At 54.1% G+C, this 22727-nt stretch carries 27 protein-coding genes and 1 tRNA gene; 12 read left to right on the top strand and 16 right to left on the bottom strand.

The features are described 5' to 3' along the window. Positions 1-107 precede the first annotated feature (107 nt). Positions 108-1274: a mechanosensitive ion channel family protein gene (locus ABJV08_RS04640; RefSeq protein WP_348038544.1), complete on the bottom strand. Its 1167-nt coding sequence runs from the start codon at positions 1272-1274 to the stop codon at positions 108-110. Between the two features lie 60 nt (positions 1275-1334). Next, positions 1335-2099, bottom strand: a complete 765-nt coding sequence (locus ABJV08_RS04635; RefSeq protein WP_348038546.1) for a TlyA family RNA methyltransferase — start codon at positions 2097-2099, stop codon at positions 1335-1337. Positions 2100-2149: 50 nt separating this feature from the next. Between ABJV08_RS04635 and ABJV08_RS04630 the strand changes: the two genes are divergently transcribed. Beyond that, the gene (locus tag ABJV08_RS04630) at positions 2150-2695 is read left to right on the top strand and encodes a hypothetical protein (RefSeq protein WP_348038548.1); all 546 of its coding nucleotides are present in this window, start codon (positions 2150-2152) and stop codon (positions 2693-2695) included. 327 nt (positions 2696-3022) lie between these two features. Here the strand turns inward: ABJV08_RS04630 and ABJV08_RS04625 are convergent, their stop codons facing one another. From ABJV08_RS04625 to argH, 5 genes are read right to left on the bottom strand one after another with little or no spacing between them, the layout of a single operon-like run. Further along, positions 3023-3496: a DUF2721 domain-containing protein gene (locus ABJV08_RS04625; RefSeq protein WP_348038550.1), complete on the bottom strand. Its 474-nt coding sequence runs from the start codon at positions 3494-3496 to the stop codon at positions 3023-3025. Further along, positions 3493-4269: an NAD(P)-dependent oxidoreductase gene (locus ABJV08_RS04620; RefSeq protein WP_348038552.1), complete on the bottom strand. Its 777-nt coding sequence runs from the start codon at positions 4267-4269 to the stop codon at positions 3493-3495. Before ABJV08_RS04620 ends, ABJV08_RS04625 begins: the two co-directional genes overlap by 4 nt. After that, entirely contained in the window at positions 4266-5525 is a 1260-nt protein-coding gene (gene lysA / locus ABJV08_RS04615; protein ID WP_348038554.1) for a diaminopimelate decarboxylase, read from the bottom strand. Before lysA ends, ABJV08_RS04620 begins: the two co-directional genes overlap by 4 nt. 31 nt (positions 5526-5556) lie before the next feature. Further along, entirely contained in the window at positions 5557-5808 is a 252-nt protein-coding gene (locus ABJV08_RS04610; RefSeq protein WP_348038556.1) for a lipoprotein, read from the bottom strand. 1 nt (position 5809) lies between these two features. Beyond that, positions 5810-7186, bottom strand: coding sequence for an argininosuccinate lyase (argH, locus tag ABJV08_RS04605; protein ID WP_348038558.1), 1377 nt, complete (start codon positions 7184-7186; stop codon positions 5810-5812). Here argH and ABJV08_RS04600 point away from each other — a divergent pair. The 3 genes from ABJV08_RS04600 (at position 7185) to ABJV08_RS04590 (ending at position 9126) form a co-directional block, all read left to right on the top strand. Further along, on the top strand, positions 7185-7802 hold the full coding sequence (locus ABJV08_RS04600) for a TlpA disulfide reductase family protein (protein WP_348038560.1): 618 nt from the start codon (positions 7185-7187) through the stop codon (positions 7800-7802). The two genes, argH and ABJV08_RS04600, sit on opposite strands and share 2 nt — an antisense overlap. A gap of 127 nt (positions 7803-7929) precedes the next feature. Then, positions 7930-8445: a cytochrome c gene (locus ABJV08_RS04595; RefSeq protein WP_348038562.1), complete on the top strand. Its 516-nt coding sequence runs from the start codon at positions 7930-7932 to the stop codon at positions 8443-8445. 6 nt (positions 8446-8451) lie between these two features. After that, a complete protein-coding gene (locus tag ABJV08_RS04590; RefSeq protein ID WP_348038564.1) occupies positions 8452-9126 on the top strand; it encodes a cytochrome b/b6 domain-containing protein in 675 nt (224 codons plus the stop codon). A 32-nt stretch (positions 9127-9158) separates the two neighbouring features. Here the strand turns inward: ABJV08_RS04590 and ABJV08_RS04585 are convergent. Further along, positions 9159-9234, bottom strand: a tRNA-Val gene (locus ABJV08_RS04585). A 595-nt stretch (positions 9235-9829) separates the two neighbouring features. On the opposite strand from ABJV08_RS04585, the gene dnaA reads away from it, so the two are divergent. Further along, positions 9830-11206, top strand: a complete 1377-nt coding sequence (gene dnaA / locus ABJV08_RS04580; RefSeq protein WP_348038608.1) for a chromosomal replication initiator protein DnaA — start codon at positions 9830-9832, stop codon at positions 11204-11206. A 12-nt stretch (positions 11207-11218) separates the two neighbouring features. On the opposite strand, the gene ABJV08_RS04575 is transcribed toward dnaA, so the two are convergent. The 3 genes from ABJV08_RS04575 to mutM all read right to left on the bottom strand — a co-directional run bounded on the left by ABJV08_RS04575 (position 11219) and on the right by mutM (position 13355). Then, positions 11219-11893: a DUF4136 domain-containing protein gene (locus ABJV08_RS04575; RefSeq protein ID WP_348038566.1), complete on the bottom strand. Its 675-nt coding sequence runs from the start codon at positions 11891-11893 to the stop codon at positions 11219-11221. Positions 11894-12169: 276 nt separating this feature from the next. Continuing rightward, positions 12170-12430, bottom strand: coding sequence for a 30S ribosomal protein S20 (rpsT, locus tag ABJV08_RS04570; protein ID WP_348038568.1), 261 nt, complete (start codon positions 12428-12430; stop codon positions 12170-12172). A 112-nt stretch (positions 12431-12542) separates the two neighbouring features. Further along, on the bottom strand, positions 12543-13355 hold the full coding sequence (gene mutM / locus ABJV08_RS04565) for a bifunctional DNA-formamidopyrimidine glycosylase/DNA-(apurinic or apyrimidinic site) lyase (RefSeq protein ID WP_348038570.1): 813 nt from the start codon (positions 13353-13355) through the stop codon (positions 12543-12545). Between the two features lie 105 nt (positions 13356-13460). Between mutM and ABJV08_RS04560 the strand changes: the two genes are divergently transcribed. Next, entirely contained in the window at positions 13461-14201 is a 741-nt protein-coding gene (locus ABJV08_RS04560; RefSeq protein ID WP_348038572.1) for a class I SAM-dependent methyltransferase, read from the top strand. A 13-nt stretch (positions 14202-14214) separates the two neighbouring features. Then, a complete protein-coding gene (ubiB, locus tag ABJV08_RS04555) occupies positions 14215-15768 on the top strand; it encodes a 2-polyprenylphenol 6-hydroxylase (RefSeq protein WP_348038574.1) in 1554 nt (517 codons plus the stop codon). Here ubiB and ABJV08_RS04550 read toward each other — a convergent pair. Together ABJV08_RS04550 and ABJV08_RS04545 are read right to left on the bottom strand one after the other, a co-directional pair. Continuing rightward, positions 15765-16310, bottom strand: a complete 546-nt coding sequence (locus ABJV08_RS04550) for a hypothetical protein (RefSeq protein ID WP_348297264.1) — start codon at positions 16308-16310, stop codon at positions 15765-15767. The genes ubiB and ABJV08_RS04550 overlap by 4 nt on opposite strands. Before the next feature lie 343 nt (positions 16311-16653). Next, on the bottom strand, positions 16654-16950 hold the full coding sequence (locus ABJV08_RS04545) for a hypothetical protein (protein ID WP_348038578.1): 297 nt from the start codon (positions 16948-16950) through the stop codon (positions 16654-16656). Positions 16951-17123: 173 nt separating this feature from the next. Between ABJV08_RS04545 and ABJV08_RS04540 the strand changes: the two genes are divergently transcribed. The 5 genes from ABJV08_RS04540 to ABJV08_RS04520 all read left to right on the top strand — a co-directional run bounded on the left by ABJV08_RS04540 (position 17124) and on the right by ABJV08_RS04520 (position 20577). Beyond that, positions 17124-18395: a bifunctional phosphopantothenoylcysteine decarboxylase/phosphopantothenate synthase gene (locus tag ABJV08_RS04540; RefSeq protein WP_348038580.1), complete on the top strand. Its 1272-nt coding sequence runs from the start codon at positions 17124-17126 to the stop codon at positions 18393-18395. Then, on the top strand, positions 18395-18841 hold the full coding sequence (gene dut, locus ABJV08_RS04535) for a dUTP diphosphatase (protein WP_348038582.1): 447 nt from the start codon (positions 18395-18397) through the stop codon (positions 18839-18841). Before ABJV08_RS04540 ends, dut begins: the two co-directional genes overlap by 1 nt. Before the next feature lie 35 nt (positions 18842-18876). Further along, positions 18877-19284: a hypothetical protein gene (locus ABJV08_RS04530; RefSeq protein ID WP_348038584.1), complete on the top strand. Its 408-nt coding sequence runs from the start codon at positions 18877-18879 to the stop codon at positions 19282-19284. Next, a complete protein-coding gene (gene moeB, locus ABJV08_RS04525; RefSeq protein ID WP_348038586.1) occupies positions 19281-20066 on the top strand; it encodes a molybdopterin-synthase adenylyltransferase MoeB in 786 nt (261 codons plus the stop codon). Before ABJV08_RS04530 ends, moeB begins: the two co-directional genes overlap by 4 nt. Positions 20067-20172: 106 nt before the next feature. Then, positions 20173-20577: an MAPEG family protein gene (locus ABJV08_RS04520; protein WP_348038588.1), complete on the top strand. Its 405-nt coding sequence runs from the start codon at positions 20173-20175 to the stop codon at positions 20575-20577. Positions 20578-20794: 217 nt separating this feature from the next. Here the strand turns inward: ABJV08_RS04520 and ABJV08_RS04515 are convergent, their stop codons facing one another. The 3 genes from ABJV08_RS04515 to ABJV08_RS04505 all read right to left on the bottom strand — a co-directional run bounded on the left by ABJV08_RS04515 (position 20795) and on the right by ABJV08_RS04505 (position 22678). Continuing rightward, the gene (locus ABJV08_RS04515) at positions 20795-21190 is read right to left on the bottom strand and encodes a hypothetical protein (RefSeq protein ID WP_348038590.1); all 396 of its coding nucleotides are present in this window, start codon (positions 21188-21190) and stop codon (positions 20795-20797) included. A 156-nt stretch (positions 21191-21346) separates the two neighbouring features. Beyond that, entirely contained in the window at positions 21347-21670 is a 324-nt protein-coding gene (locus ABJV08_RS04510; protein ID WP_348038592.1) for a hypothetical protein, read from the bottom strand. Between the two features lie 321 nt (positions 21671-21991). Beyond that, positions 21992-22678, bottom strand: a complete 687-nt coding sequence (locus ABJV08_RS04505; RefSeq protein ID WP_348038594.1) for a CPBP family intramembrane glutamic endopeptidase — start codon at positions 22676-22678, stop codon at positions 21992-21994. Positions 22679-22727 lie beyond the last annotated feature (49 nt).

Here is a 22727-nt window from a genome sequence, read left to right as displayed (position 1 = left end):
TCATGTTTAAATCGGAGTCGAATTTGGCGCACATTGTCCCTGTTAACCGACCAATTAACAAGGCATTTTTTCTACGGTCCATTGCCGCTACGGAACGCTGGCCCTTGCTAGTCTTTGCTAATCCGAGCGCCAAAACCGCCTTCTGGATAAGGCAGGACCATCTCGCCATTTGGCGCAGCCGTGAAGGTTGTTTGCGTTGGATAAGCAAATTCCAGACCTTCTTCATTAAATGTCTGCAAAATCGCCAAACCGATTTTATGACGCCCCTCATAGACGACTTCATATTCGCTGCTCATAATATCGAAGTCGAGTTCGAAATTGATCGAGCTATCACCAAAACCTACAAAACCCGAGCGGATAAACACCGCATCATTGTCTTCAACAATTTTTTTCAAAATGGCAGGAATTCGGCGCGCGTCATCCGGCTGCGTTTGATAGATAACACCAATAGAAAACCGGGTCCGCCGTCTCGCCAGGCGGGTGAAGTTGATGATTTCTTTGTCCAGTAAATTGGTGTTGGAAATGATAATCTCTTCACCAGTCACAGCCCGCAGCCGGGTGCTTTTCAATCCGATTTTTTCAACCGTACCGATGGTATCATCATAAGTGATTGTTTCACCTCGACGGAAGGGCTTGTCGAAAATGATGGAAAGCGCCGCAAACAGATCGGAAAAAATGCCCTGAGCGGCAAGGCCGATGGCGATACCGCCAACCCCGAGTCCTGCAATCAGACCGGTTACATCCACTCCTAGATTGTCGAGGATCATGATCGCCGCAATCGCGAAGAGCACGACCGTCACCAGCAAGCGGATCAAAGCCATCGCATTTTCCAGCGTTTCATGCTGGTCAGGATCTTGAGACGTTCGACGGACGATCAGACCGAGGATGATTTCCCGAAGCCAGATGGCGACCTGCACCACCATCGATATCGTGAACAGAACATGCACTAGACGCTCAAAGCTGGGCGGCGCATTGGCAAAACTGAGGACAAGCTCAGCCGAAACCATGAGCATGAAGAACTTGCTCGTCCGGGCAAGCGCCGTAACGATGATGGTCCGATAGCCGGTCAGATTTTGGTTGTTGCGGACATAGCGCGCTGCGAACCGCTTGATCGCACCCAATATGAAAAAGAATCCGGTGCCCACCGCCGTTGCGATAATCAGCTCTACATAATGGTTTGTCAGCCAATCGGAGCCTTCCAGCATCATTTGCTGGATAGACGTTCCAACGTCAGGCAGGAGCGGTGTGCGAGCGATATCCGTCGTTTGTGTCATAGGTTTCCAGCTAGGGAGAAGCACCGAAAATAACAAGCCAAGTGTTCCAAAACCCGTTCTCTAAGCGCCGCCGGATTTCCGAGCGCCTATGAGAAACTCCACATTTCCTTTTGGACCTGTGATCGGACTTTCGGTGATTCCCAGAACCTCCCAACCACATAAGACCAGCCAATCGTTCACCTTGTCGCAAACCGCCTGGCGTACTGCTTCATCTCGAACAACGCCGCCTTTTCCAACATCAATACGCTCGGCTTCAAACTGCGGTTTTATGAGCGCCACAAGCATGGCCTGCTCTTTGGCAAATTCGAACGGCCGTTCGAGCACTTTGAGCAACGAGATGAAGCTGGCATCGCAGACGATGATATCCACCTTTTCCGGAACATGCTGGTCGGTAAGTATTCTGGCGCTGGTTTGTTCGTGCACCACGACCCGATCATCCTGCCGCAATTTCCAGGCAAGCTGATTGGTACCGCTATCGACGGCGTAAACCTTTTCCGCCCCACAGGACAGCAGGACATCGGTAAACCCGCCCGTGCTGCTGCCGACATCCATAGCAGTCATGCCGGCGACATTAAGATCAAAATGCTGAAGTCCGTGGTCAAGCTTGATACCACCGCGGGAAACCCAGGGATGATCTTTGCCCTTCAATTCAATCGCCGCATCGCTGGCGATTTTATGGCCCGGCTTATCAATTTTCTTGCCGGCGACGGTCACAAGACCCGCCATGATATAGGCTTGCGCCTTTGCCCGGCTCTCTGCGAGACCGCGATCCGTCAGGATTTGATCAACGCGTTGTTTTATAACTTTGGGTTCAGGCTGGGACATGGGAAATGAGGACTAGCCTAGCGTCGTGCTTTTGGCCATATTCCTTTGCTATGAGAATCACATCCAAATCACTCTTTTTTCCGCTGGCTGTACTGGCTCTGGCGGCCTGCGCAACTGAGCCACCCGAGCCTGCGCCCGCGCCGCAACCGACGAAACCATTGGCAACGCCAACACCAGCGCCCACGATAGTCCAGCCGCAAGGCGAATGGATCGATTGGCCAATCACTCCGGGCGCTTGGGTATACCGAAAAGATGCTCGGGGCTCGCTGGCTTTATTTGGTGAAGCCAATAGAGATGCGATCTTCATTGTGCGCTGTGACAAATCGCGCCGGCAATTGTTCCTTTCCCGCTCCGGTTCGCTCAGAAACGGTACCAAGATGGTCTTGCGGGCAAGTTCCGGCCTGCAATCTTATACCGCTGGCAACACAGGGGGAAATCCCGATTACGCTGCTATTTCGGTATCTCCGGGCGATATCATGATGGATCGCATTTCCTATAGTCGCGGCCGATTTGCGGTCGAAGCGAGCGGGCTAAGGTCGCTTGCTATCCCGGTCTGGCCGGAATTCAGTCGCGTGGTGGAAGATTGCCGGGCCTGACATCCTGGCCGGAACGCGCAATTGTGACAGCAAAATAAAAAAATTCAAGGCTTGTTCGTCGATCGCGTTTGATTCACATTCATACCGTCGAACAGCGGAGAATTATCAATGCAACAGTTCGTATTTTATTCACAAGCGAAAGGAGGTGGTCCGATGTCTCATGGTTCAGCACAGGGGTCGGAAATATCCGTTCGGGGAGCAATTCTGATCTAAGGATCAGGCAACCCGGCAGCGGCACTTCCTACCGCTGACCCATGTTCAGAGGCTGTCCATCCCGAGTGATGGGCAGTCTCTTTTCATTTGAGGCTCTTATAGTCCGTTCGAAAACTAGCTGTCTTCGCGCTCAAGATATTCCTCTCGGATCATGAAATCGCGAATACCGATGCGCACTTCGCGAGAAAATTGAACCAGCGCTATCGAGAGCAAAATCACCGCGACAATGAAAGCCCCGGCCACAATTTGCGCCAAAGCCGGATGGTTGGTCAAACCCATCGCAAACAACAATGCGATCAAAACGCAGACCACAATGGCGCTGACCACGCCAAAGTAGATTGCGCTGTTCACAAATTTGATCCGCAGTTGCAGATCCCGAAGCTCTTGAACGCATAGAATATGCTCTTCCCCCTCAGTTTCGAGATACCGGTCTTGCATGACCCGCGACCGGTCAATGATCCGGGCCAAACGACCCGTAAAAATATTGAGCATCCCGCCTAGCCCAACCAGCAGAAATGCTGGCGCCATGGCAGTTTGAAGGACCGTAACAATGTCTGGATTTCCCAGTTCCGGCAGCATTGAGATCATATTTTCATCCTAATTCTCAAGGTCAGTCCTTTTGCGGGCTTCTCGTCCCAAAGCGCAAGGCTGAACCGTTCTGCATCGGCCCTGGCACGATCCAGCACCGCTTCCGGCACGTCATCACTGGCAAAGACCTGATCGGCGCGACCCAGCAAACGCGCTTGGCGAATCGTTAGATCATCGGGATCGGCACTGGCCAAAAGCAGATCCTCAACCTCGGAGAGATCATCTGCGAAAGGCATAGACAGCCAAGTTTCGAGTTTCGCTTCTGAATGTTCAGAAAGCACATCCAGAACGCCACCCGGATCCAATGCGGCATCAATGGCCTTCCGCCGCTGCGCGCCATCAGGCCAGATCTGTTTGATCCTTTCCCGCGCCGCAAAAAGACCGCTTGCGAGACGCCCCAAATTACCGGGCACCAATTGTTCCAATCTCTGGCGCAAGGATTTGGCAAGGCCTGCAGACGCACCACCCGTCCCGACTGCAATCAGCACCGGATCGCGGTCAATGATCGCCGGTGTGGTGTAATCGCACAAGGCAGACCGGTCGACGGCATTGACCAGCAGCCCTCTAGCCCTGAGTCGCTTTACGGCAGCGAGCGCCTCGTCATCATTTTCCAATGCAACCACCGCGAGCGTTGCGTCCAGCGTCGTTTCATCGTCGACAACCACAGCGCCAGCGCGCTCATATAAGCGCCTTTTGGCATCAGCCATTTCTCCGGTACCAAGCAATATGACCTTGCGTTCATGCAGGTTCACAAAGATCGGCAGCTGCTTCATTTCAGCCAGTCGGGCACATGTTCCGCAGCCATGATCGTTTCCGGCTCGATGCGTTCGGCGACCACCGCATATCGGTCGCCATCGACCAGGACTTCAGGCACCAAAGGTCGGCTATTATAGGTATTCGCCATGGTCGCGCCATAGGCTCCGGCCGTGCGGAAAACCCCGAGGTCATCGGTCTGGACCTGATCGACGACGCGTTCCTTGGCAAAAATATCACTGCTTTCACATATCGGGCCAACAATCGAAGCCACCATGGTCTCGCCGGTCGGCTCAACGGCTTCAAAATCATGCCACGCGTCATAGATAGCCGGCCGCATCAGGTCGTTCATCGCCGCATCCACAATGACAAAATCGCTGTTCACTCCGGGTTTGATACGGATGACCTTGGTGATCATGATCCCGCTATTCCCGGCGATGACCCGGCCGGGCTCGAACATCAGTGTGACGTCCCAATCGCGGGTCACCCGCGCCACCATGGCACCATATTCCGCCGGGCTCGGTGGATTGTCCTCGGGCCTATAGGGAACGCCCAGGCCGCCGCCCAGATCAACATGGGTAATGGCATGCCCCGCACCACGCAGTTGCGTTACCAGTTCGCCCATTCTGGCATAGCATTGTTCCAATGGCTCAAGCCGTTGCAGCTGGCTGCCAATGTGCACGGCAACGCCGCGAAGATCGAGGCCTTCAAGCTTGGAGAGACGCGCATATATATCGGGCGCAACGTCGATCGCCACTCCGAATTTATTCTCCTTTTTGCCGGTCGAAATCTTGGCATGGGTGCCTGCATCGACATCCGGATTCACGCGCAAAGTCGCCGAGGCCTTCACGCCTCGAGCAGCAGCAATGGCTGCCAGCATTTGCCCCTCTTCTTCGGATTCCAGATTGAACTGACCGATCCCCTTGTCGAGGCCCAGCGTCAATTCCTCGCGGCTTTTGCCGACCCCGGAAAAAACAATATCTTCTGCTTTCATGCCCGCCGCCAAGGCACGCTGCAACTCGCCGCCAGACACCACGTCGGCACCATAGCCTTGGTTGGCCAATATTCTAAGCACCGCAAGATTGGGATTCGCCTTCACTGCGAAGGCGAGGTGAATTTTTCCAGCATCTTTCAAGCCTTCGCGGAAAACCCGGGCATGACGTTCCAGTGTCCCCCGCGAATAGACATAGACCGGAGTCCCGACCTCTTCTGCGATTTGCGAAAGCGGCATATCTTCCGCGTGCAATTTACCATTTTTGAGCTGGAAATGGTCCAATATCTTCTACTTTCAAACGAGTTAAACGGAGCTAGCTGGGAGGAGGCAGATCAAATTCATCATCCTGCCGTTCTTCTGACCGGCGGAGCAGCTCATCGCTGCGCTCCGGGAAGGCCTGGGTCGATGGCAGCAACAAGTCCTCGCCACTGGGCGCTTCTGATTCGCCATAAATGGCGGGCGGTAGGGTCTCACCCTTGGCTGGCTGCAAAGCGCCGCGATTGCCACAGGCCGCCAGAACGAGAGAGGCACCAGCCAGCAACAGGATGGAATGGACTTTGTTCATTTCAGTTCTCCGGCCCCAACATCTTTTTGGCCTTTGCAATCTGAACCCTTACTTGATCGGGTGCCGTGCCGCCATAGCTCGATCGACTGGCCACCGAGGCATCGACTCCAAGCACATCAAAGACCCCGGCATGGATGCGATTGTCGATGGCCTGGAATTGCTCCAGCGTGAGATCGGACAAACCGCAGCCTTGTTCTTCTGCGAGACTCACAACTGCGCCCGTGACATGATGGGCTTCACGAAACGGAAGCTTGGCTTCACGCACCAGCCAGTCGGCAAAATCGGTTGCGGTCGAGAAACCGGCCTCAGCCAGCGCGCGCATCCGCTGGTCACTGAATTCAACTTCGGAGACCATGCCTGTCATCGCGGCAATCGACAGGCCGAGCAGATCATGGGCTTCAAACACGGGTGGCTTGTCGTCTTGCATGTCCTTTGAATAAGCGAGCGGCAGCCCTTTCATCGTAATGACGAGCGCATTCATCGTACCAGCGATGCGCCCACAATGGCCACGCACCAATTCGGCAGCATCAGGGTTGCGTTTTTGCGGCATGATCGAGGAGCCGGTCGAAAAACTGTCAGGCAGTTTGATGAAGCCAAAAGGCTGGCTCGCCCAGATCACAAATTCCTCGGACAGCCGGGACAGGTGCAAACTGCATTGGGTTGCTGCCATCAAATAATCGAGAGCAAAATCCCGATCGGAAACCGAATCAAGACTATTGCCAGTCGGCCGGTCAAAATCCAACATCGATGCGGTTTTATCGCGATCGATTGAAAAACCTGTCCCCGCCAGCGCAGCTGCGCCCAGCGGTGATTCGTTCATCCGTTTGCGGGCATCGGAAAAACGCGATCGATCCCGACGGATCATTTCATAATAAGCCATCATATGATGGCCTAAGCTGACCGGTTGCGCAGATTGCAAATGGGTGAAGCCCGGCATGATGGTTTCAGCATGTTCTTCGGCGCGATCAACCAGCGCCTTTTGCAAGGCCGCCAGCGCGCCATCGACCATGTCCATGGCATCGCGCACCCAGAGCCGGAAATCGGTGGCGACCTGGTCATTGCGCGAGCGCGCGGTATGCAGACGGCCGGCAACTGGCCCAACAATCTCTGCGAGACGCGCTTCCACGTGCATATGTATGTCTTCTAGGTCGAGGTTTTCGGTGACTCCGTCGGCCTCAAATTCCTGCGCAATCTGATTCAGACCGTGAATGATCTGCGTTGCATCTTCCGCTTCGACAATCCCCTGTTCCGCCAACATCGCTACATGAGCCAAGCTAGCGCGAATATCATGCCGCCATAATTTCTTGTCGAACGGGATAGACGCGTTTATCTCGCGCATGATCGATGAAGGGCCATCAGCAAATCTGCCGCCCCACATGATATTGGAATTTTTTGTGCCTTTTGTGATGCGTACCGTCCTATTCATGGTCCTAGTGATGAGCCTAGCCGCCTGCGATAGAGACTCCGGCGAAGCGGAGCAAGAATTTGCTGAGGGCGAGACTCAGGATGAGGGGGAGATCATCGAAAGCGTGTCGGGCCTAGTTGGAAAGCTAGACATTTCGCAACGCGGCACAGACATGGTTGGTACGACCTTCCAAGCCCCTGACGGACGCACCGTAAGACTAAGCGATTTTATCGGGAAGCCGGTATTGGTGAACATCTGGGCCACATGGTGTGCGCCTTGCATTGTTGAAATGCCGATGCTCGACGAGTTGGCGGTGCGCGAGAAAGACCGTCTGGAAGTGCTGGTTGTGTCGCAAGACATTCAGGGTGCCGAGAAAGTCCTGCCGTTTTTTGCCCGCAGCGATTTCCGGGAACTGGAGCCATATCTGGATCCGGAAAACGGTTTAAGCTTCGGCTTCGGTTCCGGCCTTATGCCAACCACAGTGCTGTATAACGCGCAGGGCAAAGAAGTGTGGAGAGTCATCGGGGCCATGGATTGGGATGGCGCTAAGGCCGCTACGCTGCTCGAGGAAACACTCTCCGAAAATTAGGTCCGGCACTTAAAAAAAGCGCAGCCGTTCGAACCGCACACAAGAAACTCCGCTTCAAACGCCAGAATCATTTGTGTTTCTGCCGAATTCTATTAGTCTTTGCATTGCTGATTTGAGGGAGATTTCGATGAAACGCTGCAAAATACAATTCATTCTACCGGCGCTTGCTGGACTAACTTTGCTCTCCGCGTGCGGGCAAAATAGCGAAAGCGAACCGGCCTCTGAAGCAGCGAGCGCTGAACTCCCGAACGGAATGACAGTCAAAGAACAGATCGAAGCCCGTCAGGGACAGCTCAAGAAAATGGGCAAGGCGTTCAAAGCCATCAGCGATCAATTAAAGGCCGGTAGCCCGGATGTGGCGCAGATCCAGACTGCTGCAGCCGTTGTTCCGAAAGAAGCGGTCGGCATGGCCGATTGGTTCCCGGCAGGTTCCGGCCCTGAATCTGGGGTTGAAACGGAAGCTCTTCCGGTCATCTGGGAAAACACGGCCGATTTTAACGACAAGGTCACCGCATTGCAGGAGGCCGCCGCTCAGCTTGAGACAATTGCTCAGGGTGGAGACGTTGCTGCAATTGGTGCCGCGTTTAAAACCACAGGCGGCACCTGCAAAGCTTGCCACGACAAATATCGCCTGGATGACTGATCTGGGATGACCACTAGCCCTTCGAAAATCCTGGTCTGGGACTGGACGATAAGATTGGTACATTGGCTGATGGTTGTCCTCGTTCCTCTGCTTTGGTGGACAGCGGAAGAGGGCCATATGGACTGGCACAAGAGCCTGGGCCTAACGATGTTCAGCCTGGTCCTTTTCCGATTGATATGGGGTTTCATGGGAAGCTGGACGGCGCGCTTCGTGCCGATGGTGCGACGGATCGGATCGCTGCGACCCTATCTCGGGACATTGCGGAACCGTCAATTTGCTCCGACTTTTGGCCACAGCCCTTTGTCGGTGCTCAGCGTCTTTGCCTTGTTGCTGGCGCTGGTTACCCAAGTGACGACCGGGCTATTTTCTGTCGATGTTGACGGGCTTGAGTCCGGCCCCCTTGCGATATGGATTTCATTCGAGACCGGACGTGAAGCAGCGGATATCCATGAATTCAACTTCAAAATATTATCCCTGTTGATCGGGCTGCACCTCATTGCCATCGCAATCTACCGTTTTGTGATCAAAGAGAAGCTGGTTTGGCCGATGATTTCCGGTCATCGAGACCGACAAGATTTCCCGTCCGACCTCTTGCCAGAGAATCGCGCTCATCTTTTGCCGGTGATAATCGCAGCCACTCTGTCGCTTGCTAGCGTCTTCGCCCTCGTCAACCTTGGCTGAAGAGATCCCCGCCGAATATGAAATGGGGGTAATGGTGGGCGATGACGGGCTCGAACCGCCGACATCTTCGGTGTAAACGAAGCGCTCTACCAACTGAGCTAATCGCCCCCATGATCGATGCTATTTCACATCGTAGAGGTTAGGCGAGCGCCACTGCCAAATCATGAAGCCTTTGGCAAGCCTATTTACATTGGTTGATCATGTAGTTTCCATTTAGAAAATTTCAGGCATCCATCAGCTATGACGGTTAACCAAAATTCCGGAACCTAGGCTGACTCCGCGATTCGCTCGTTTTGCCATGTTATCCACAGAATATAATAGTTATAAATCAGTATCTTATGGGGTTTTTTGGAAAAAACCGAGGCTAGCCGCTGTCAACAGGAATATTTCATTTTTTTTACAGCGCCACCCTTGATCGAATCGGACTCAGGCGCTTAGTAACAAATCTTGGCTGGCGGCTTCGGATGCAATTTCCTCGCCTCAAATGAAAATAAAAATATCGGTTGAAACAGTGTTTTCAACATCGGCTTGTTGTGCCTGATCTATTCCCATGGCTGGGGGGTATTGAATTGGTTAGGAATAAGAAGCCTCAAATCGAATTTTGGCGCTGCTATTGTGCGGGCCAAGGGGATAATGTCGGGGGATGTTCGTGAACGAAAGCGTATCTGATCGGATTGACGGTCTGCCTGAAAATGAGTCGGCAATATCTGAGAATATTGTTTCTGCGGATCTCGAAACGATTTGGCAAAAAATTTGTGCCGGGTTGCGGCGGGATCTCGGCGCACAGATTTTTGGCCAGTGGATCAAGCCCGTACAGTTAACCACATTTGACCCCGACTCCGGTATCTTGCAGCTCACGCTCCCTTCGGAATTTGCGGCCAATTGGGTGCGTGATCGTTATTCGGAACGCTTGCTGCTCGCGTGGAAAGCCCATCACCCGGCAATCAAAGGCCTTTCTTTTCAAGCCCAGTCCGGCGCTGCTAAAATCGCTCAGATATCGCAAGCGAGCACCTCTGCGGCAAACAGCCATCACAACGCCAACCCCGAAAGCAAATTTCGGCTAGACCTCGATCCTCGGATGACCTTCGACCAATTTATCGCGGGCCATTCGAATGTTCTCGCGCTCAATGCGGCGCAGCGCACAGCCGCGGCTGAAAAACCCCTGTTCAGCCCGCTCTATCTTCAATCTTCGACCGGCCAGGGCAAGACGCATTTGATGCACGCCATCGGCCATGCCTTTCGCGAGGAATTTCCGTCTTCCACGATTATCTATATGTCGGCCGAACGGTTCATGATCGAATTTGTTTCTGCCATGCGTCGCAACGAGGGGATGGAGTTCAAGGCATCGCTGCGCGAAGCCGACTTGCTGATGGTCGATGATATTCAGTTCATCGTTGGCAAAAATTCTACACAGGAAGAATTTCTGCACACGGTCGATTCGCTGATCAGCCAAGGCAAGCGCGTGGTGGTCGCGGCAGACCGTCCGCCTCAGGCGCTGGATGGTGTCGACCAACGCTTGCTCTCCCGCCTGTCGATGGGACTAGTCGCTGACATCCAGTCTGCTGGCCTCGAACTGCGCCGCGACATTCTCAAACATCGTCTCGCCACCATGCCGCATCAGCATGTATCAGAAGAGGTTGTGGAATTTCTCGCACGCACGATCAGCCGCAATTTGCGCGAGCTGGAAGGCGGTCTCAACAAATTGCTTGCCTATGCACAGCTAACGGGTCGCGAAATCAGCCGCGAATTGGCCGAAGAACAATTGTCCGACATATTGAGCGCCTGTCGCCGTCGGATTACGATTGACGAAATTCAGCGCACCGTTTGCGAATATTACCGGCTCGATCGAAATGAGATGTCATCCAAACGCCGCGCGCGGGCTGTCGCTCGGCCGCGGCAGGTCGCAATGTATCTCGCAAAGGTGATGACGCCCCGCAGCTATCCGGAAATCGGACGGAAATTCGGTGGTCGTGACCACAGCACGGTAATCCATGCGGTGAAATTGGTCGAACATCTGCGTGGCGAAGATAGCGAAATGGACAATGACGTCCGCATGCTTCTCCGCCAACTGGAAAGCTGAGCGCCGGCGAGACTATTTTTTCTCGGGCGCTACCGAAATCCGGACCTGTTCACCGCTATTGCCAGGGAAATCGGTAAACATTGCTTCAACCAGATTGGGCACGAGATAGGTCAGGTTTTTCGACCGTGACAATGCCTCGGCCTTGCCTTCGAAAAGACGTTCGCCATCAACGGCCCGGTCAATCTTCATGTCCAATTCGGCGGTGTAAACGGTGAAGCTGCGAACCCCGTTATAGCCGGAGAAACCATGTCCCCCGAACAGGAACGGGTCGTGGAATCCATAGCGGTAACGATGACGGCCGTAATAGCCACGCCCATAATAGCCGCCAAATCTCGCAGATGACATGAACGGATCATAGTCACCCACGGTTTTTTCCCGACCTTTATCGATATCATAGTCCATGCTGACGAGCAGCTCAGCTGCCGCGGGATCGGCGCTGCGCTGATACCCCAGATCAAGCATGCGTTGTTCCACCAATGTAGCATATTGACCGAATTCCAATCCGCCAGACATATCAGGATCGGCGGCGACCACTGCGAAGCTCTGACCTGTGGTGTCGGGCAGCGCAACAAACCGCTGTACGTCGGCGCGGAAGGGTGTTGCGCAGGCACTCAGCGTCAAAAGAGCAAGCGGCGCGAGCAGTAAAAGCCCTTTACGCCCAGGATTTTGCTTCACCAAATTTGCCATGTCTATTCCTTCAGATTGCCTATCATCATAACCAGCATGATAGAGAATTCAGGCTGAACCGGCTTTGAACAGCGCCAGATTACGACCTCAGATCAACTTGAACCCTTTCAGGTCATCTGCACAAGTAAAAACAAAGCGGCCCTTCACGCTCTTCTTGCGCCATTTTCCGAAAGCGGCAATCGGAGCGCAGGGGTTTTTCGCGAATCAGAAGGCAGTCGCCCAAAAGAAAACCCGCCACAATCGGGCGGGTTTTTCTGTGTCAGATTGTCAGGCTGATTACAGCGCTGCAACCCGCTTTGTCAGACGGCTGAATTTCCGCGATGCTGTATTTTTGTGATACAGGCCTTTGCTCACACCGCGTGCCAATTCTGGCTGAACAGCTTTGAGCGCCGCTGCGGCTATGGCTTTATCGCCGGATTCAACAGCTGCGTCGACGGCCTTGATCTTCGTACGGATCTGGCTCAGGCGATTTTTGTTGATCGCGGTGCGGCGCGTGTTGCGACGGATACGTTTTTTTGCTTGCGGCGTATTAGCCATGAAAAACCCTCAAAATCTGAAATTAAATGCCGGGACGTTTCGTATCGCTTCCGGCTCAAGACGGCGGCCAATAGCGTGGGAGCCGATTCCCGTCAATAGCTTAGTGAACCGCTTATTTTTGGCATTGCGAACAGTAAAAGGTCGACCGCCCGCTATCGACTCGCCGTTGTACCAGCGCGCCGCAATGACAGGCCTCTCCTTCGCGACCATATACCAGCCAGTCTTTGGCAAAATATCCCAATTCTCCATCCGGCCGGACAAAGTCACGCAGCGACGAACCGCCGGCTGCAATAGCGGCAGTCAAAACCTCTTTGATGGCGGCAACCAGCCGTTCATAGCGCGGCTTTGAAATCGCATCTCCTTTTTTGCGCGGCGATATACCAGCCATGTGGAGCGCTTCGCACACGTAGATATTGCCAAGTCCCGCAACGATACGCTGATCGAGCAATAGCTGTTTAATCGGCGCCTTGCGCCCCTTGGTTGCCCCCTTCAAATAGGTCGCATTAAAATCATCCCCAAGCGGCTCTGGGCCCATCAATATAAAAGGCTTATAGCGATCCAGGTCTTCCGCACGCACGATATCGAGTGATCCGAATCGACGAGGATCATTGAGCACCATCCGACGACCAGTCTCGGTCTCGATCAAAAGATGGTCATGTTTTTCCAGTTCCACCGGATCGATCCGCCAGCGGCCCGACATGCCCAGATGAAAAATCATCACGTCCCCGCGATCGGTTTCTACCAACCCATATTTGGCACGCCTGCCGAGCGAGGTTACAATAGCTCCCGTCATCCGTTGCCGCAGATCAACAGGAATCGGCCAGCGCAGGTCGGCGCGGCGCGGCTCGACCAGCGTGAGTCGCTGCCCTTCCAGCACAGGCCGCAAACCGGCGACGGTCGTTTCAACTTCGGGCAGTTCGGGCATGACAATCCTTATCCGCTATGGTCCAAAGGGCAGCTACAGAGTGATTGCAGTGCTGCCAAGGCTCGTCTACTCGGGATTCTCTAGAAAAATTAGCACGGGCAAAAAATGGCTATCGAAAGCAAAACCGTCTCCTTCGGCTATGAAGAGGTCGATGAAAGCGAAAAGACCGGCAGGGTTGGCGCGGTTTTTTCAAGCGTCGCCTCCAAATATGATGTGATGAACGACGCCATGACCGGTGGCACCCATCGGCTATGGAAAGACCGCTTCGTGCGCCGCGTCAAACCACGCGCTGGCGAGACCATCCTGGATATGGCTGGCGGCACCGGAGATATCGCCTTTCGGATGGTCGACAGCGGAGCAGATATTACCGTTTCCGATATCAATGCTGACATGCTGGCCGCTGGCGTAGAACGGGCGCTTGAACGAGATGAAACACGACTCGTCTGGAGCGAGCAAAATGCCGAGCAGCTGAACTTTCCCGATTGCCATTTCGATGCCTATACGATCGTCTTTGGCATCCGCAATGTCACCCGCATTGATCAAGCTTTGGCAGAGGCCCATCGGGTGTTGAAATATGGCGGGCGTTTCTATTGCATGGAATTTTCGCAGACCAATTGGCCCGGTTTTGACAAGATTTACGAGACCTATTCTCATCAAATCCTACCGAAGGTTGGCAAGGCTGTCGCAAATGACGAAGCCAGCTATCGCTATCTCGCCGAATCAATCGCGAGATTTCCCTCGATGGAAAAATTTCGTTCGATGATCGAAGCCGCCGGATTCAGCCAAACGAAGGTGGAACCTATGATGGGCGGCCTGGTCGCCATCCACAGCGGCTGGAAGGTCTAAGCGCCCCCATCTTATGACCAGTTCCCGCACCCATATATTCCGCCTCCTGAAATGGGGCCGCACACTCGCCAAGCATGGCGCGCTGCGCGACCTGGAAAAGCACAAGGCAACGCCACCCCAGGTCCGCCGTCTGTTCCGTATTGCAAGATTGGGCACGATCCAGCCCAAGACACCAAATTATTCTGCCGCCCTGCAAGCCATTGGCCCCGCGGCGATCAAGCTCGGCCAGACTTTGGCAACGCGTCCAGACATAATCGGTGAAGCCGCTGCGAAGGACCTGCTTGATCTCCAGGACAATCTCCCGCCGGTCACTTTTGACAAGATCAAAGACGAGATTGAGAGCAGCCTCGGGAAACCAGTCGATGAGCTATATAGCGAGATTGATCCGGACCAAGTTGGCGCAGCCTCGATCGCACAAGTGCATCGGGCGAAAACCATTGAAGGCAAAGATGTCGCGGTCAAAGTCCTCCGTCCCGGCATCATCAAGAAATTCAATCAGGATATCGAGACATACGAATGGGCGGCCGCTCATCTGGAAGCATTGGGCGGGGAAGCCACCCGACTCCGCCCTGCGCTGGTGATCGCCAATTTTCGTCGCTGGACGATGCGGGAACTGGACCTGCGGCGTGAGGCGGCAAGCGCATCGGAACTGGCCGAGCATATGGCCAATGTCGACCAGTTTGAAATACCGTCGATCGACTGGGATCGCACCTCTGGACGTGTTCTGACGCTAGACTGGGTCGATGGCATAAAAATTTCGAAACGCGACGCGTTGATCGAGGCTGGCCATGACCTTGATGATATCGCGACCAGACTGGTGCGCACCTTCTTGAAGCAGGCGATTGAAGCGGGCTATTTCCATGCCGACATGCATCAGGGAAACCTGTTTGTGAAAGCGGACGGCACCATTGTCGCGATCGACTTTGGCATCATGGGGCGGATCAACAAGAAAGCGCGCTTCTGGCTAGCGGAAATTCTTTATGGCCTGACCACCGGCAATTACAAACGCGTCGCGGAAATCCATTTCGAGGCGCAATATGTGCCTGATCATCATAGTATGGAGGACTTCGCGACAGCGTTGCGCGCCGTTGGCGAGCCGATGCGCGGCAAACCGGTAAGCGAGCTTTCGGTCGGCGATATGCTCGACGGTCTGTTTGCGATCACCCGGGATTTCGACATGGAAACCCAGCCGCACTTGCTGCTGCTGCAAAAAACCATGGTGATGGTCGAAGGCATCGCCACCGACCTCAATCCGCTGATCAATATGTGGGACACCAGCGGGCCCTATGTGAAAGACTGGATTCGCGGCGAACTTGGCCCTGAAGCGGCCATCGCCGATCGGATTAATGACGATGTCGGTACATTGATGATGCTGCCGGATATTGTCCGCCGTCTCGACGCCCAACTTCCCCGCAAAGGCGGCGCGCCGCCTGCACTGCCGGTGGCCGAAGTGGAATTGATGTGGGCGAAACGGACCAAGGGCCAAGATGGCGGCTTCTGGCGCTATTTTATCACAGCATTGGCCGCGGGTGTAGCAGGTGCGGGCGCGATGTGGTGGTGGGGTTAGGCCGCTTCAGGCCTTCTCCATTTCTTCCGCATTGCCCAATAGGCTGCTCCCAAAGCGCCCAACAGACCAAATAAAGCCGCCAATTCTTCGATCGCTTCCTGCGGCGAACTGAACAATTTCGTCAAATCGGTGAAAAACAGCTCAACTCTCTGTAACAGGGTCGGTGACACTTTGATGGTTTTCCGTTGCAACGGAAAATATCGATCCCGTCCACCTTCGTTGGCAGTTAAGCGAATCCCCATCCTCACCGTGATGTCATGCTTTCCTAGCTTGTTTGCTTTCAGATTCCATTCCCATTTTGGAGTGGGATCAATCATCATATCGACTACTTTTTCCGATTGAGACGAAACTTCAAAGGCTCCCGAATCATCGACAATTTCAGCAAACATAAACTGCGAAATAGCGACTTCACCGGTAAAAACTCGCCCATTCTCCTCTTCTGATTCTGTCGGCTGCAGGTCTTTTTGATAAGACTTGTTGGCCATCGCCAAAATCACCTTGGTGCTCGATCGCCATGGCATGGCTTGCGGTACCGTCAGCAAGTAACCGCCATCCTTTAGTCGCTGGATCTGGCGGGTGAAGCTTTCACATTCGACGGCCCGAACATCAATCCGGATCGTTTCTCGCAATTTAGGGTTTTGAATTATGCATTCAATCAAGGGATCGTTGCCCGCATCTTCAAAGCCCTCAGCATCGGAGCTCGAATTCATCGGCCTATAACCGCCATAATAGCCACTGCTCAAATTTCCGGGCCGGAAAGGTCGCCCCAGGTTTCGCCGTGGCGGGTTAGCAGCAGGTACCGGCTCGGGTTGCAACCATCCGGTATTCCAACATGCGGCAATAACGACTGAATCGGTCGATGTTCTGCATAGCTCCGGCGACACTCTAACATCGGGAAAAGAAGGCGGTGGCGGCGGCGGTGGCGGTGGTGGTGGCGGTGGCGGTGGTGGTGGCGGTGGTGGTGGCGGTGGTGGCGGCGGCGGTGGCGGCTGTATCGAGGAAGAACATGAAGTGGTGAGGCCCACCGCTGGGACGAGCATGGCCACCAATAATATTGCGGAAGAAACCTGTTTCATTGCACACCCCTGATTTCAAACTTGATGCGCGACCAACTTTACTTTTTTTTACATTATGCACAAAACGCCACCACATGCCAGCGACAGTGTCGATATTGATTGCCAAACGGGTGCCTAAGCCGATGATTGAGAGGTCACGCCAACGTCCAACATTCCGAAGCTGTCTCCCTTCTCCAAACTGGCTGCTTTCTCCATTTACACCAAGCCATTGAATTGAATTGTCACAAGTAGATTATGAAAATGTGGACCGAGGGAATTCTCGGTGTAAAGAAGAACGTTATGAACGAACCCAAACATATTCTCCTGATCATTGGTGGGGGGATCGCTGCCTATAAGTCCAGCGAGCTGATTCGTCTTATCAAGAAAGCGGGTATGACAGTCCGCTGCGTACTAACCGATTCAGGCGCGCAATTTGTGACGCCGATGACATTGGCAGCGCTGTCGGAAAATGAAGTGCATACAACCTTATGGAGCCTGAAGGACGAAGCCGAGATGGGGCATATCCAGCTCAGCCGTGAGGCCGATCTGGTGGTAGTCTGTCCGGCGACCGCAAATCTGCTCGCCAAAATGGCCGGCGGGATTGCCGATGATCTGGCAACAACCCTGCTCCTGGCAACCGACACGCCAGTGCTCGCGGTTCCGGCAATGAATGTCCGCATGTGGGAACATGCCGCAACGCAGCGCAATATCGCTCAACTGCAGAACGACGGCGTTGCCGTGATGCAGCCCGATGAAGGCAATATGGCCTGTGGTGAATTTGGCCCCGGCCGATTGCCTGAACCACCGATGATGTTGTCGGAAATTATAACACGGCTCGGTGGTGACATAAACGTGACCGATCTGCTGGCCGACAATGAACTGGGCCCCAACCCCCTCGACGGACAGCCGGCCTTCGCGCCGGACCGGCCTCGACCATTGCGCGGTAAACATGTCCTCATCACCGCTGGCCCAACCCACGAGCCCATTGACCCGGTGCGGTATATTGCCAATCGCTCTTCCGGGCGTCAGGGCTTTGCGATCGCCGCCGCTGCTGCCGATGCCGGCGCACAGGTGACATTGGTGGCAGGCCCCGTCCACCTCACCACACCGGCTGGCGTCATGCGCGTCGATGTCCAGACCGCTTTGGAAATGGAAAAGGCAGTGCAGAACGCCCTGCCCGCCGATGTCGCGATCATGGTTGCTGCGGTCGCCGATTGGCGTGCCGACAACCAATCCGGGCAGAAGATCAAGAAAAAAGGCGCGGCACCGGCACCGCTTAAACTGACCGAGAATCCGGACATATTGGCGGGTCTTGCCCAAAGCGACCAGCGCCCCGCTTTGCTGATTGGCTTTGCTGCCGAAACCGAGAAAGTGGCGGAACATGCTCAGGCAAAGCTCAAGAGAAAAGCCTGCGACTGGATTGTCGCCAATGACGTGTCCGGGGATGTGATGGGCGGCGCAGACAATAGCGTGCATATCATTACCCACAGCGGCAATGAAATGTGGGAGCGGCTACCAAAACCGGAGGTCGCAAGGCGGCTCGTTGCCAAAATAAGTGAGGAATTCGCCTGATGTTTGAACCCATTGATATTCCGGCAAAACGTCTAGAAAGCGCCGGCGACCTTCCCTTGCCATCCTATGAAACCAGCGGCTCGGCTGGCATGGATGTTCGCGCTGCCGAAGAAGCCGTGATCGCGCCAGGCAATCGCGCGCTCGTCGGGACGGGCTTCGCATTTGCGATTCCTGCTGGCTATGAGATTCAGGTGCGCCCGCGATCCGGCCTTGCACTGAAGAAGGGCGTCAGCATACCCAATACACCGGGCACCATCGACAGCGACTATCGCGGCGAATTGAAAGTCATTCTGATCAATCATGGTGCGGAGGATTTCATGATCCAGCGCGGGGACCGGATTGCCCAGATCATCGTTGCCCCTGTCCAGCGCGCTATTCTGATGGAAGTGGCAGATCTGGACGAAACGGAGCGTGGGTCTGGCGGTTTTGGGTCAACTGGCATATAAACAAGGTTCATAAGGTTTTTTAAAGAGGTGATGTGATGATCGATATTCTAGCTGCCATGGTCCTTTCAGGAGCTGCCGCTTCTGCCGATGATATTGAAATCAAAGAACTGTCTTCCGATTTCTACAATTTGGAATTGGCCACGTTCAAAAAGAAACTCCCGATTCGTGATCGACATGAACGGCAAGCCGAACGTGTCGCCAAGCAAGCCAATTGCAAGTTGCCGACCGATATTGGCTGGGTCCATGCGCGCGTCGATGTTGCGCTCGAGGTTTCTTCGGATGGGCGCGTGACCAAAGTCGTGCCTGTCGACACCGGCTGCCGGGAACTGGAGGCATATGTCATCGCACATCTAACAAAATATGCCGGACATAATGGTGCGGTCAAACGCACGGGAGACCAGAAATGGTACCGTCAGGCGATCACGTTCCGCTGGCCTGAATGAGCGCACTTACCGACGCGCAATTGGATCGTTACGCCCGCCATATCGTGCTGAAGGATATTGGCGGTGCGGGACAGAAGAATATACTCGACGCGCATATATTGATCATTGGTGCGGGCGGCATTGGCTGCCCCGCCATCCAATATCTCGCGGCCGCGGGAGTCGGCGCTCTGACAATTGTCGATGATGACGTGGTGTCGCTTTCGAACCTGCAGCGTCAGGTTCTCTTTACCGATGATGATATTGGAAAAGCGAAAGTGGCGGTCGCCAAAGACGCTGCCCAGCGGATCAACCCGGATATTGCAATAAATACTATTAATCAAAGACTTACCGCGCAGCATTTTGACGAAGATGCTGCAACATTTTTCGCGCCCTTTGACGCGATCATCGACGGCTCGGACAATTACCAGACCCGCCTGCTGGTTTCCGATCTGTCGGTCGCGCACCGCGTTCCGCTAATCTCTGCGGCAATCGGTCAGTTTCAGGGACAGCTCGGCACGTTCCGTGGATGGGAAGAGGACAAGCCCTGCTATCGCTGTTTCGTCGGCGATGCGCTCGATCCCGATGATTGCGACAATTGCAGCGAAGTTGGCGTTCTCGGGGCGATGGTCGGCCTGATGGGCAGTTTTGCGGCGATGGAGGCGATACGCGTGGTCACCGGCTTTGGCCAGGATCCGGCCGGGAAGCTCCAGCTGTTCGACGGTCTGGCCCCCGCCATGCGCAGCATCAATCTGCCCAAGGATGCCCATTGCAAAGGTTGCGGCACAGCACCCTCCCCTCAATAGGCACGACGTTGTCATGTCCCTGCTCTTCGCCCAAGCCAATCCCGGCGGCCGATTTGCGCTTTTTCCAAAAGCGCCTAAGATGTAGAGAAAAGGCAGGGGAAACATCATGACATTGACCATAACCGCATTGGCCGCCGCAATTTGCGCACTGATGCTCATCTTCATGAAGTTCAAAGTGATCGGTCAGCGGGTCAAGACCGAAACCATGTTTGGTGCCGGCGACGATGACGAGATGAAAATGGTCCGCGGCACCCACGCCAATCTGGCCGAGAATGCGCCAATCGCCCTGATCCTGATGGCCTTGCTGGAACTGGCCAGTGCCCATCACTGGACCCTCACCGGGCTGGCCGCGCTATTCCTGATCTCTCGCGTGCTCCACATCTATGGCATGTACCAGCATCACGGCGCCGGCAATCTGCGCTTCCGCCAAATTGGCGTATTGGGCACAGCCATTTCGATCGTCGCGATGGCATTCTGGATCCTCTATCTGTTCGTGACGGTCAACCTCTAGAGCCGTCTGAAATCTCGAGACGCGAACGGCAGGCCGCCGATCCGTCAGGATCGGGGTGGCAGCGCGCACTGGTTTTACCGCTCGCCCAATTCGCTAAGTTCGCATGCCCCATAGTTCAATGATGTCATAGGAAAGTGCCGTCAGGCACCCCGATGCTTGCCTTTATGGATGCGTAAATATGTATATTGTCAGGTTCAACTGAACCCCGGAATTGGCATTAGGCGAAAAAGACACTGGCTTGACGGGTATCGGTCGCATGCGAGGTTTCGCTCGCGCTTTCCTCGATAATTTGCGAGACCTTCGACACACCAAGTTCAGTAAGCGAGAGATGATCGTCCAGTGCGCTCAGGGTTGCTCCCGATGAGATAATGAGACCCTCGGCCTGCAAGACAGCGATGAATCTCTTGGTCAGTGTTTCGGAAACCAAGATCGATTGGGCGAGGTCGCGTCCGGAAAAATCGACATCTTCAATCGTCCGCAGATAAATTTCGCATAGGATTTGCCAAATCACATTGCCGAGGGTTGAATAGCATTGTCCCAACACGCTGACTTTGATTTTTTCCATCTTCCTGATGTTTAGGAGAGCCGACTTGGTGTGTTCCGTATCTTTCATCCTAGGCCATACTTTCCATTTATCTTTGTGTTTCCTGTAGACATATCCATCACATCATAATTGCGGTCTTAGCCATGCTCGTCACCGAATGAACATGATCGTCGGGCCAAGAAAAAAGACGATGAATCGAACAGAGCGACAGGACCGATGCTCATGCTAGGACCGAACATCATTCTTTTGATTCTCTATAGCGCGACTGACCACTGGTCGTTGCTGAAGCAGCGCATGGGCGCTGTTCAAAACCCTATTCAGATCGCAACCGAGTTCTTCACTTAGGTCTTCAAAAATTTCAACTCCTTGGCGACAGACAGCTTCGACTTTTTCAGCCTCGACCCTACCTTTTTGCGTCAAATGAAATGTGCGTCGTCTTTTGTCATTTGCATCTTGCTTTCGTCTCACCAGTGAAAGGCTTTCAAGCTGCTTAGCGCGATGAGCGGTTAGTTGATGTTGCTCATCCAGAGCGCGCGCTATCTCGACCAAAGACGCGGGACCGTTTTTGTCCAGAAACAAAACGAGCGAAACACATTGTGTCGGGATGACCAAATCAGCATTTTTCAGAAACGCCTGAACCTGCTCGCTTATCAGATTAGCAAGCCTGAAAGCGCGTGCGCCAACAAAGGCCGGTGCAACAGAAAGCTGTTCAAAGAAGGGGCTATTCGACAATATACGCAAATTTATGCGCAAGTGTTTGCGAATGTCAAGGACATTGAAATTTACCAGGGTAACCAGGCAATATGTTCACCAAATTTGCCCTCGATGAATCCAATTTGCCACTCGTCTTTTATGTGTGAAGCGAAGGTTCTAGGAGCTGCTCGCACCAATATTGCGCGTTGGGGCGAACTTAAGAGTTGCTCCAATAGCGATTGCGACGATCGCAATGCGAAGCCCGTTGAGTAGCCAGCTTCCGATGGCATTGTCGCCGAGATCAAACAGGACAAAGAGCGAATTCATGGCAACATGCAATAGCAATGGCGGCGCGAGATTATATCCCCAGCGCACAAACAACCAACCAAAGAGCAACCCACCCGCGCCGGTTATCGCAACAATTCCAAGAGTGCTTTCCAAATCACTGCCTTGAGAGAAATGGGCAAAGCCAAAGAACAGTGCGGGCAGAAGGCAGGCGGGCAAAAACTTCCATCCACATAGCTGCATCAGGACGCCAATCGCCAATCCGCGATAGACAATTTCTTCAGCTATTGGGCCACCGATGCCTAGCCAGGCTAACGCCGGTACCGACAAGTCGGGAGAGAATTTTGCTGCCAACAAACAGACTAGCCCGGCAGGCGCAATTACCAGCACAATCCAAATGAAAGCGGGGCTCCATGGGCCGCGCAGCCCAGTGATTGCCAATAGTTCGGATAGGGATTGGCGCTGGACAAGGCTGATTAGCAAAAGCATCACCGCGATATCACTGAGGGATGCAAGCGCTGACCGCAGATAAGGAATATTCTTCATGGCATCCATCGACACAAAAGACGTCAGAAGCATGCCACTATAGCTGGCATAAATTAGTCCAACGCACACTGATAAAGCCGTG

The organism is Parasphingorhabdus sp. (genome assembly GCF_039982395.1).
In the GTDB taxonomy this organism is placed as follows: domain Bacteria; phylum Pseudomonadota; class Alphaproteobacteria; order Sphingomonadales; family Sphingomonadaceae; genus Parasphingorhabdus.
The sequence above is the reverse complement of the archived record's forward strand: the minus strand, read 5'-3'. Positions and strand labels throughout refer to the sequence as shown.

Coding starts and splice junctions, on each gene's coding strand:
- ABJV08_RS04640 (WP_348038544.1), bottom strand. CDS start 1,274: ATGACACAAACGACGGATATCGCTCGCACACCGCTCCTGCCTGACGTT.
- ABJV08_RS04635 (WP_348038546.1), bottom strand. CDS start 2,099: ATGTCCCAGCCTGAACCCAAAGTTATAAAACAACGCGTTGATCAAATC.
- ABJV08_RS04630 (WP_348038548.1), top strand. CDS start 2,150: ATGAGAATCACATCCAAATCACTCTTTTTTCCGCTGGCTGTACTGGCT.
- ABJV08_RS04625 (WP_348038550.1), bottom strand. CDS start 3,496: ATGATCTCAATGCTGCCGGAACTGGGAAATCCAGACATTGTTACGGTC.
- ABJV08_RS04620 (WP_348038552.1), bottom strand. CDS start 4,269: ATGAAGCAGCTGCCGATCTTTGTGAACCTGCATGAACGCAAGGTCATA.
- ABJV08_RS04610 (WP_348038556.1), bottom strand. CDS start 5,808: ATGAACAAAGTCCATTCCATCCTGTTGCTGGCTGGTGCCTCTCTCGTT.
- ABJV08_RS04600 (WP_348038560.1), top strand. CDS start 7,185: ATGATATTGGAATTTTTTGTGCCTTTTGTGATGCGTACCGTCCTATTC.
- argH (WP_348038558.1), bottom strand. CDS start 7,186: ATGTGGGGCGGCAGATTTGCTGATGGCCCTTCATCGATCATGCGCGAG.
- ABJV08_RS04595 (WP_348038562.1), top strand. CDS start 7,930: ATGAAACGCTGCAAAATACAATTCATTCTACCGGCGCTTGCTGGACTA.
- ABJV08_RS04590 (WP_348038564.1), top strand. CDS start 8,452: ATGACCACTAGCCCTTCGAAAATCCTGGTCTGGGACTGGACGATAAGA.
- ABJV08_RS04575 (WP_348038566.1), bottom strand. CDS start 11,893: ATGGCAAATTTGGTGAAGCAAAATCCTGGGCGTAAAGGGCTTTTACTG.
- rpsT (WP_348038568.1), bottom strand. CDS start 12,430: ATGGCTAATACGCCGCAAGCAAAAAAACGTATCCGTCGCAACACGCGC.
- mutM (WP_348038570.1), bottom strand. CDS start 13,355: ATGCCCGAACTGCCCGAAGTTGAAACGACCGTCGCCGGTTTGCGGCCT.
- ABJV08_RS04560 (WP_348038572.1), top strand. CDS start 13,461: ATGGCTATCGAAAGCAAAACCGTCTCCTTCGGCTATGAAGAGGTCGAT.
- ubiB (WP_348038574.1), top strand. CDS start 14,215: ATGACCAGTTCCCGCACCCATATATTCCGCCTCCTGAAATGGGGCCGC.
- ABJV08_RS04540 (WP_348038580.1), top strand. CDS start 17,124: ATGAACGAACCCAAACATATTCTCCTGATCATTGGTGGGGGGATCGCT.
- dut (WP_348038582.1), top strand. CDS start 18,395: ATGTTTGAACCCATTGATATTCCGGCAAAACGTCTAGAAAGCGCCGGC.
- ABJV08_RS04530 (WP_348038584.1), top strand. CDS start 18,877: ATGATCGATATTCTAGCTGCCATGGTCCTTTCAGGAGCTGCCGCTTCT.
- moeB (WP_348038586.1), top strand. CDS start 19,281: ATGAGCGCACTTACCGACGCGCAATTGGATCGTTACGCCCGCCATATC.
- ABJV08_RS04520 (WP_348038588.1), top strand. CDS start 20,173: ATGACATTGACCATAACCGCATTGGCCGCCGCAATTTGCGCACTGATG.
- ABJV08_RS04515 (WP_348038590.1), bottom strand. CDS start 21,190: ATGAAAGATACGGAACACACCAAGTCGGCTCTCCTAAACATCAGGAAG.
- ABJV08_RS04505 (WP_348038594.1), bottom strand. CDS start 22,678: ATGCTTCTGACGTCTTTTGTGTCGATGGATGCCATGAAGAATATTCCT.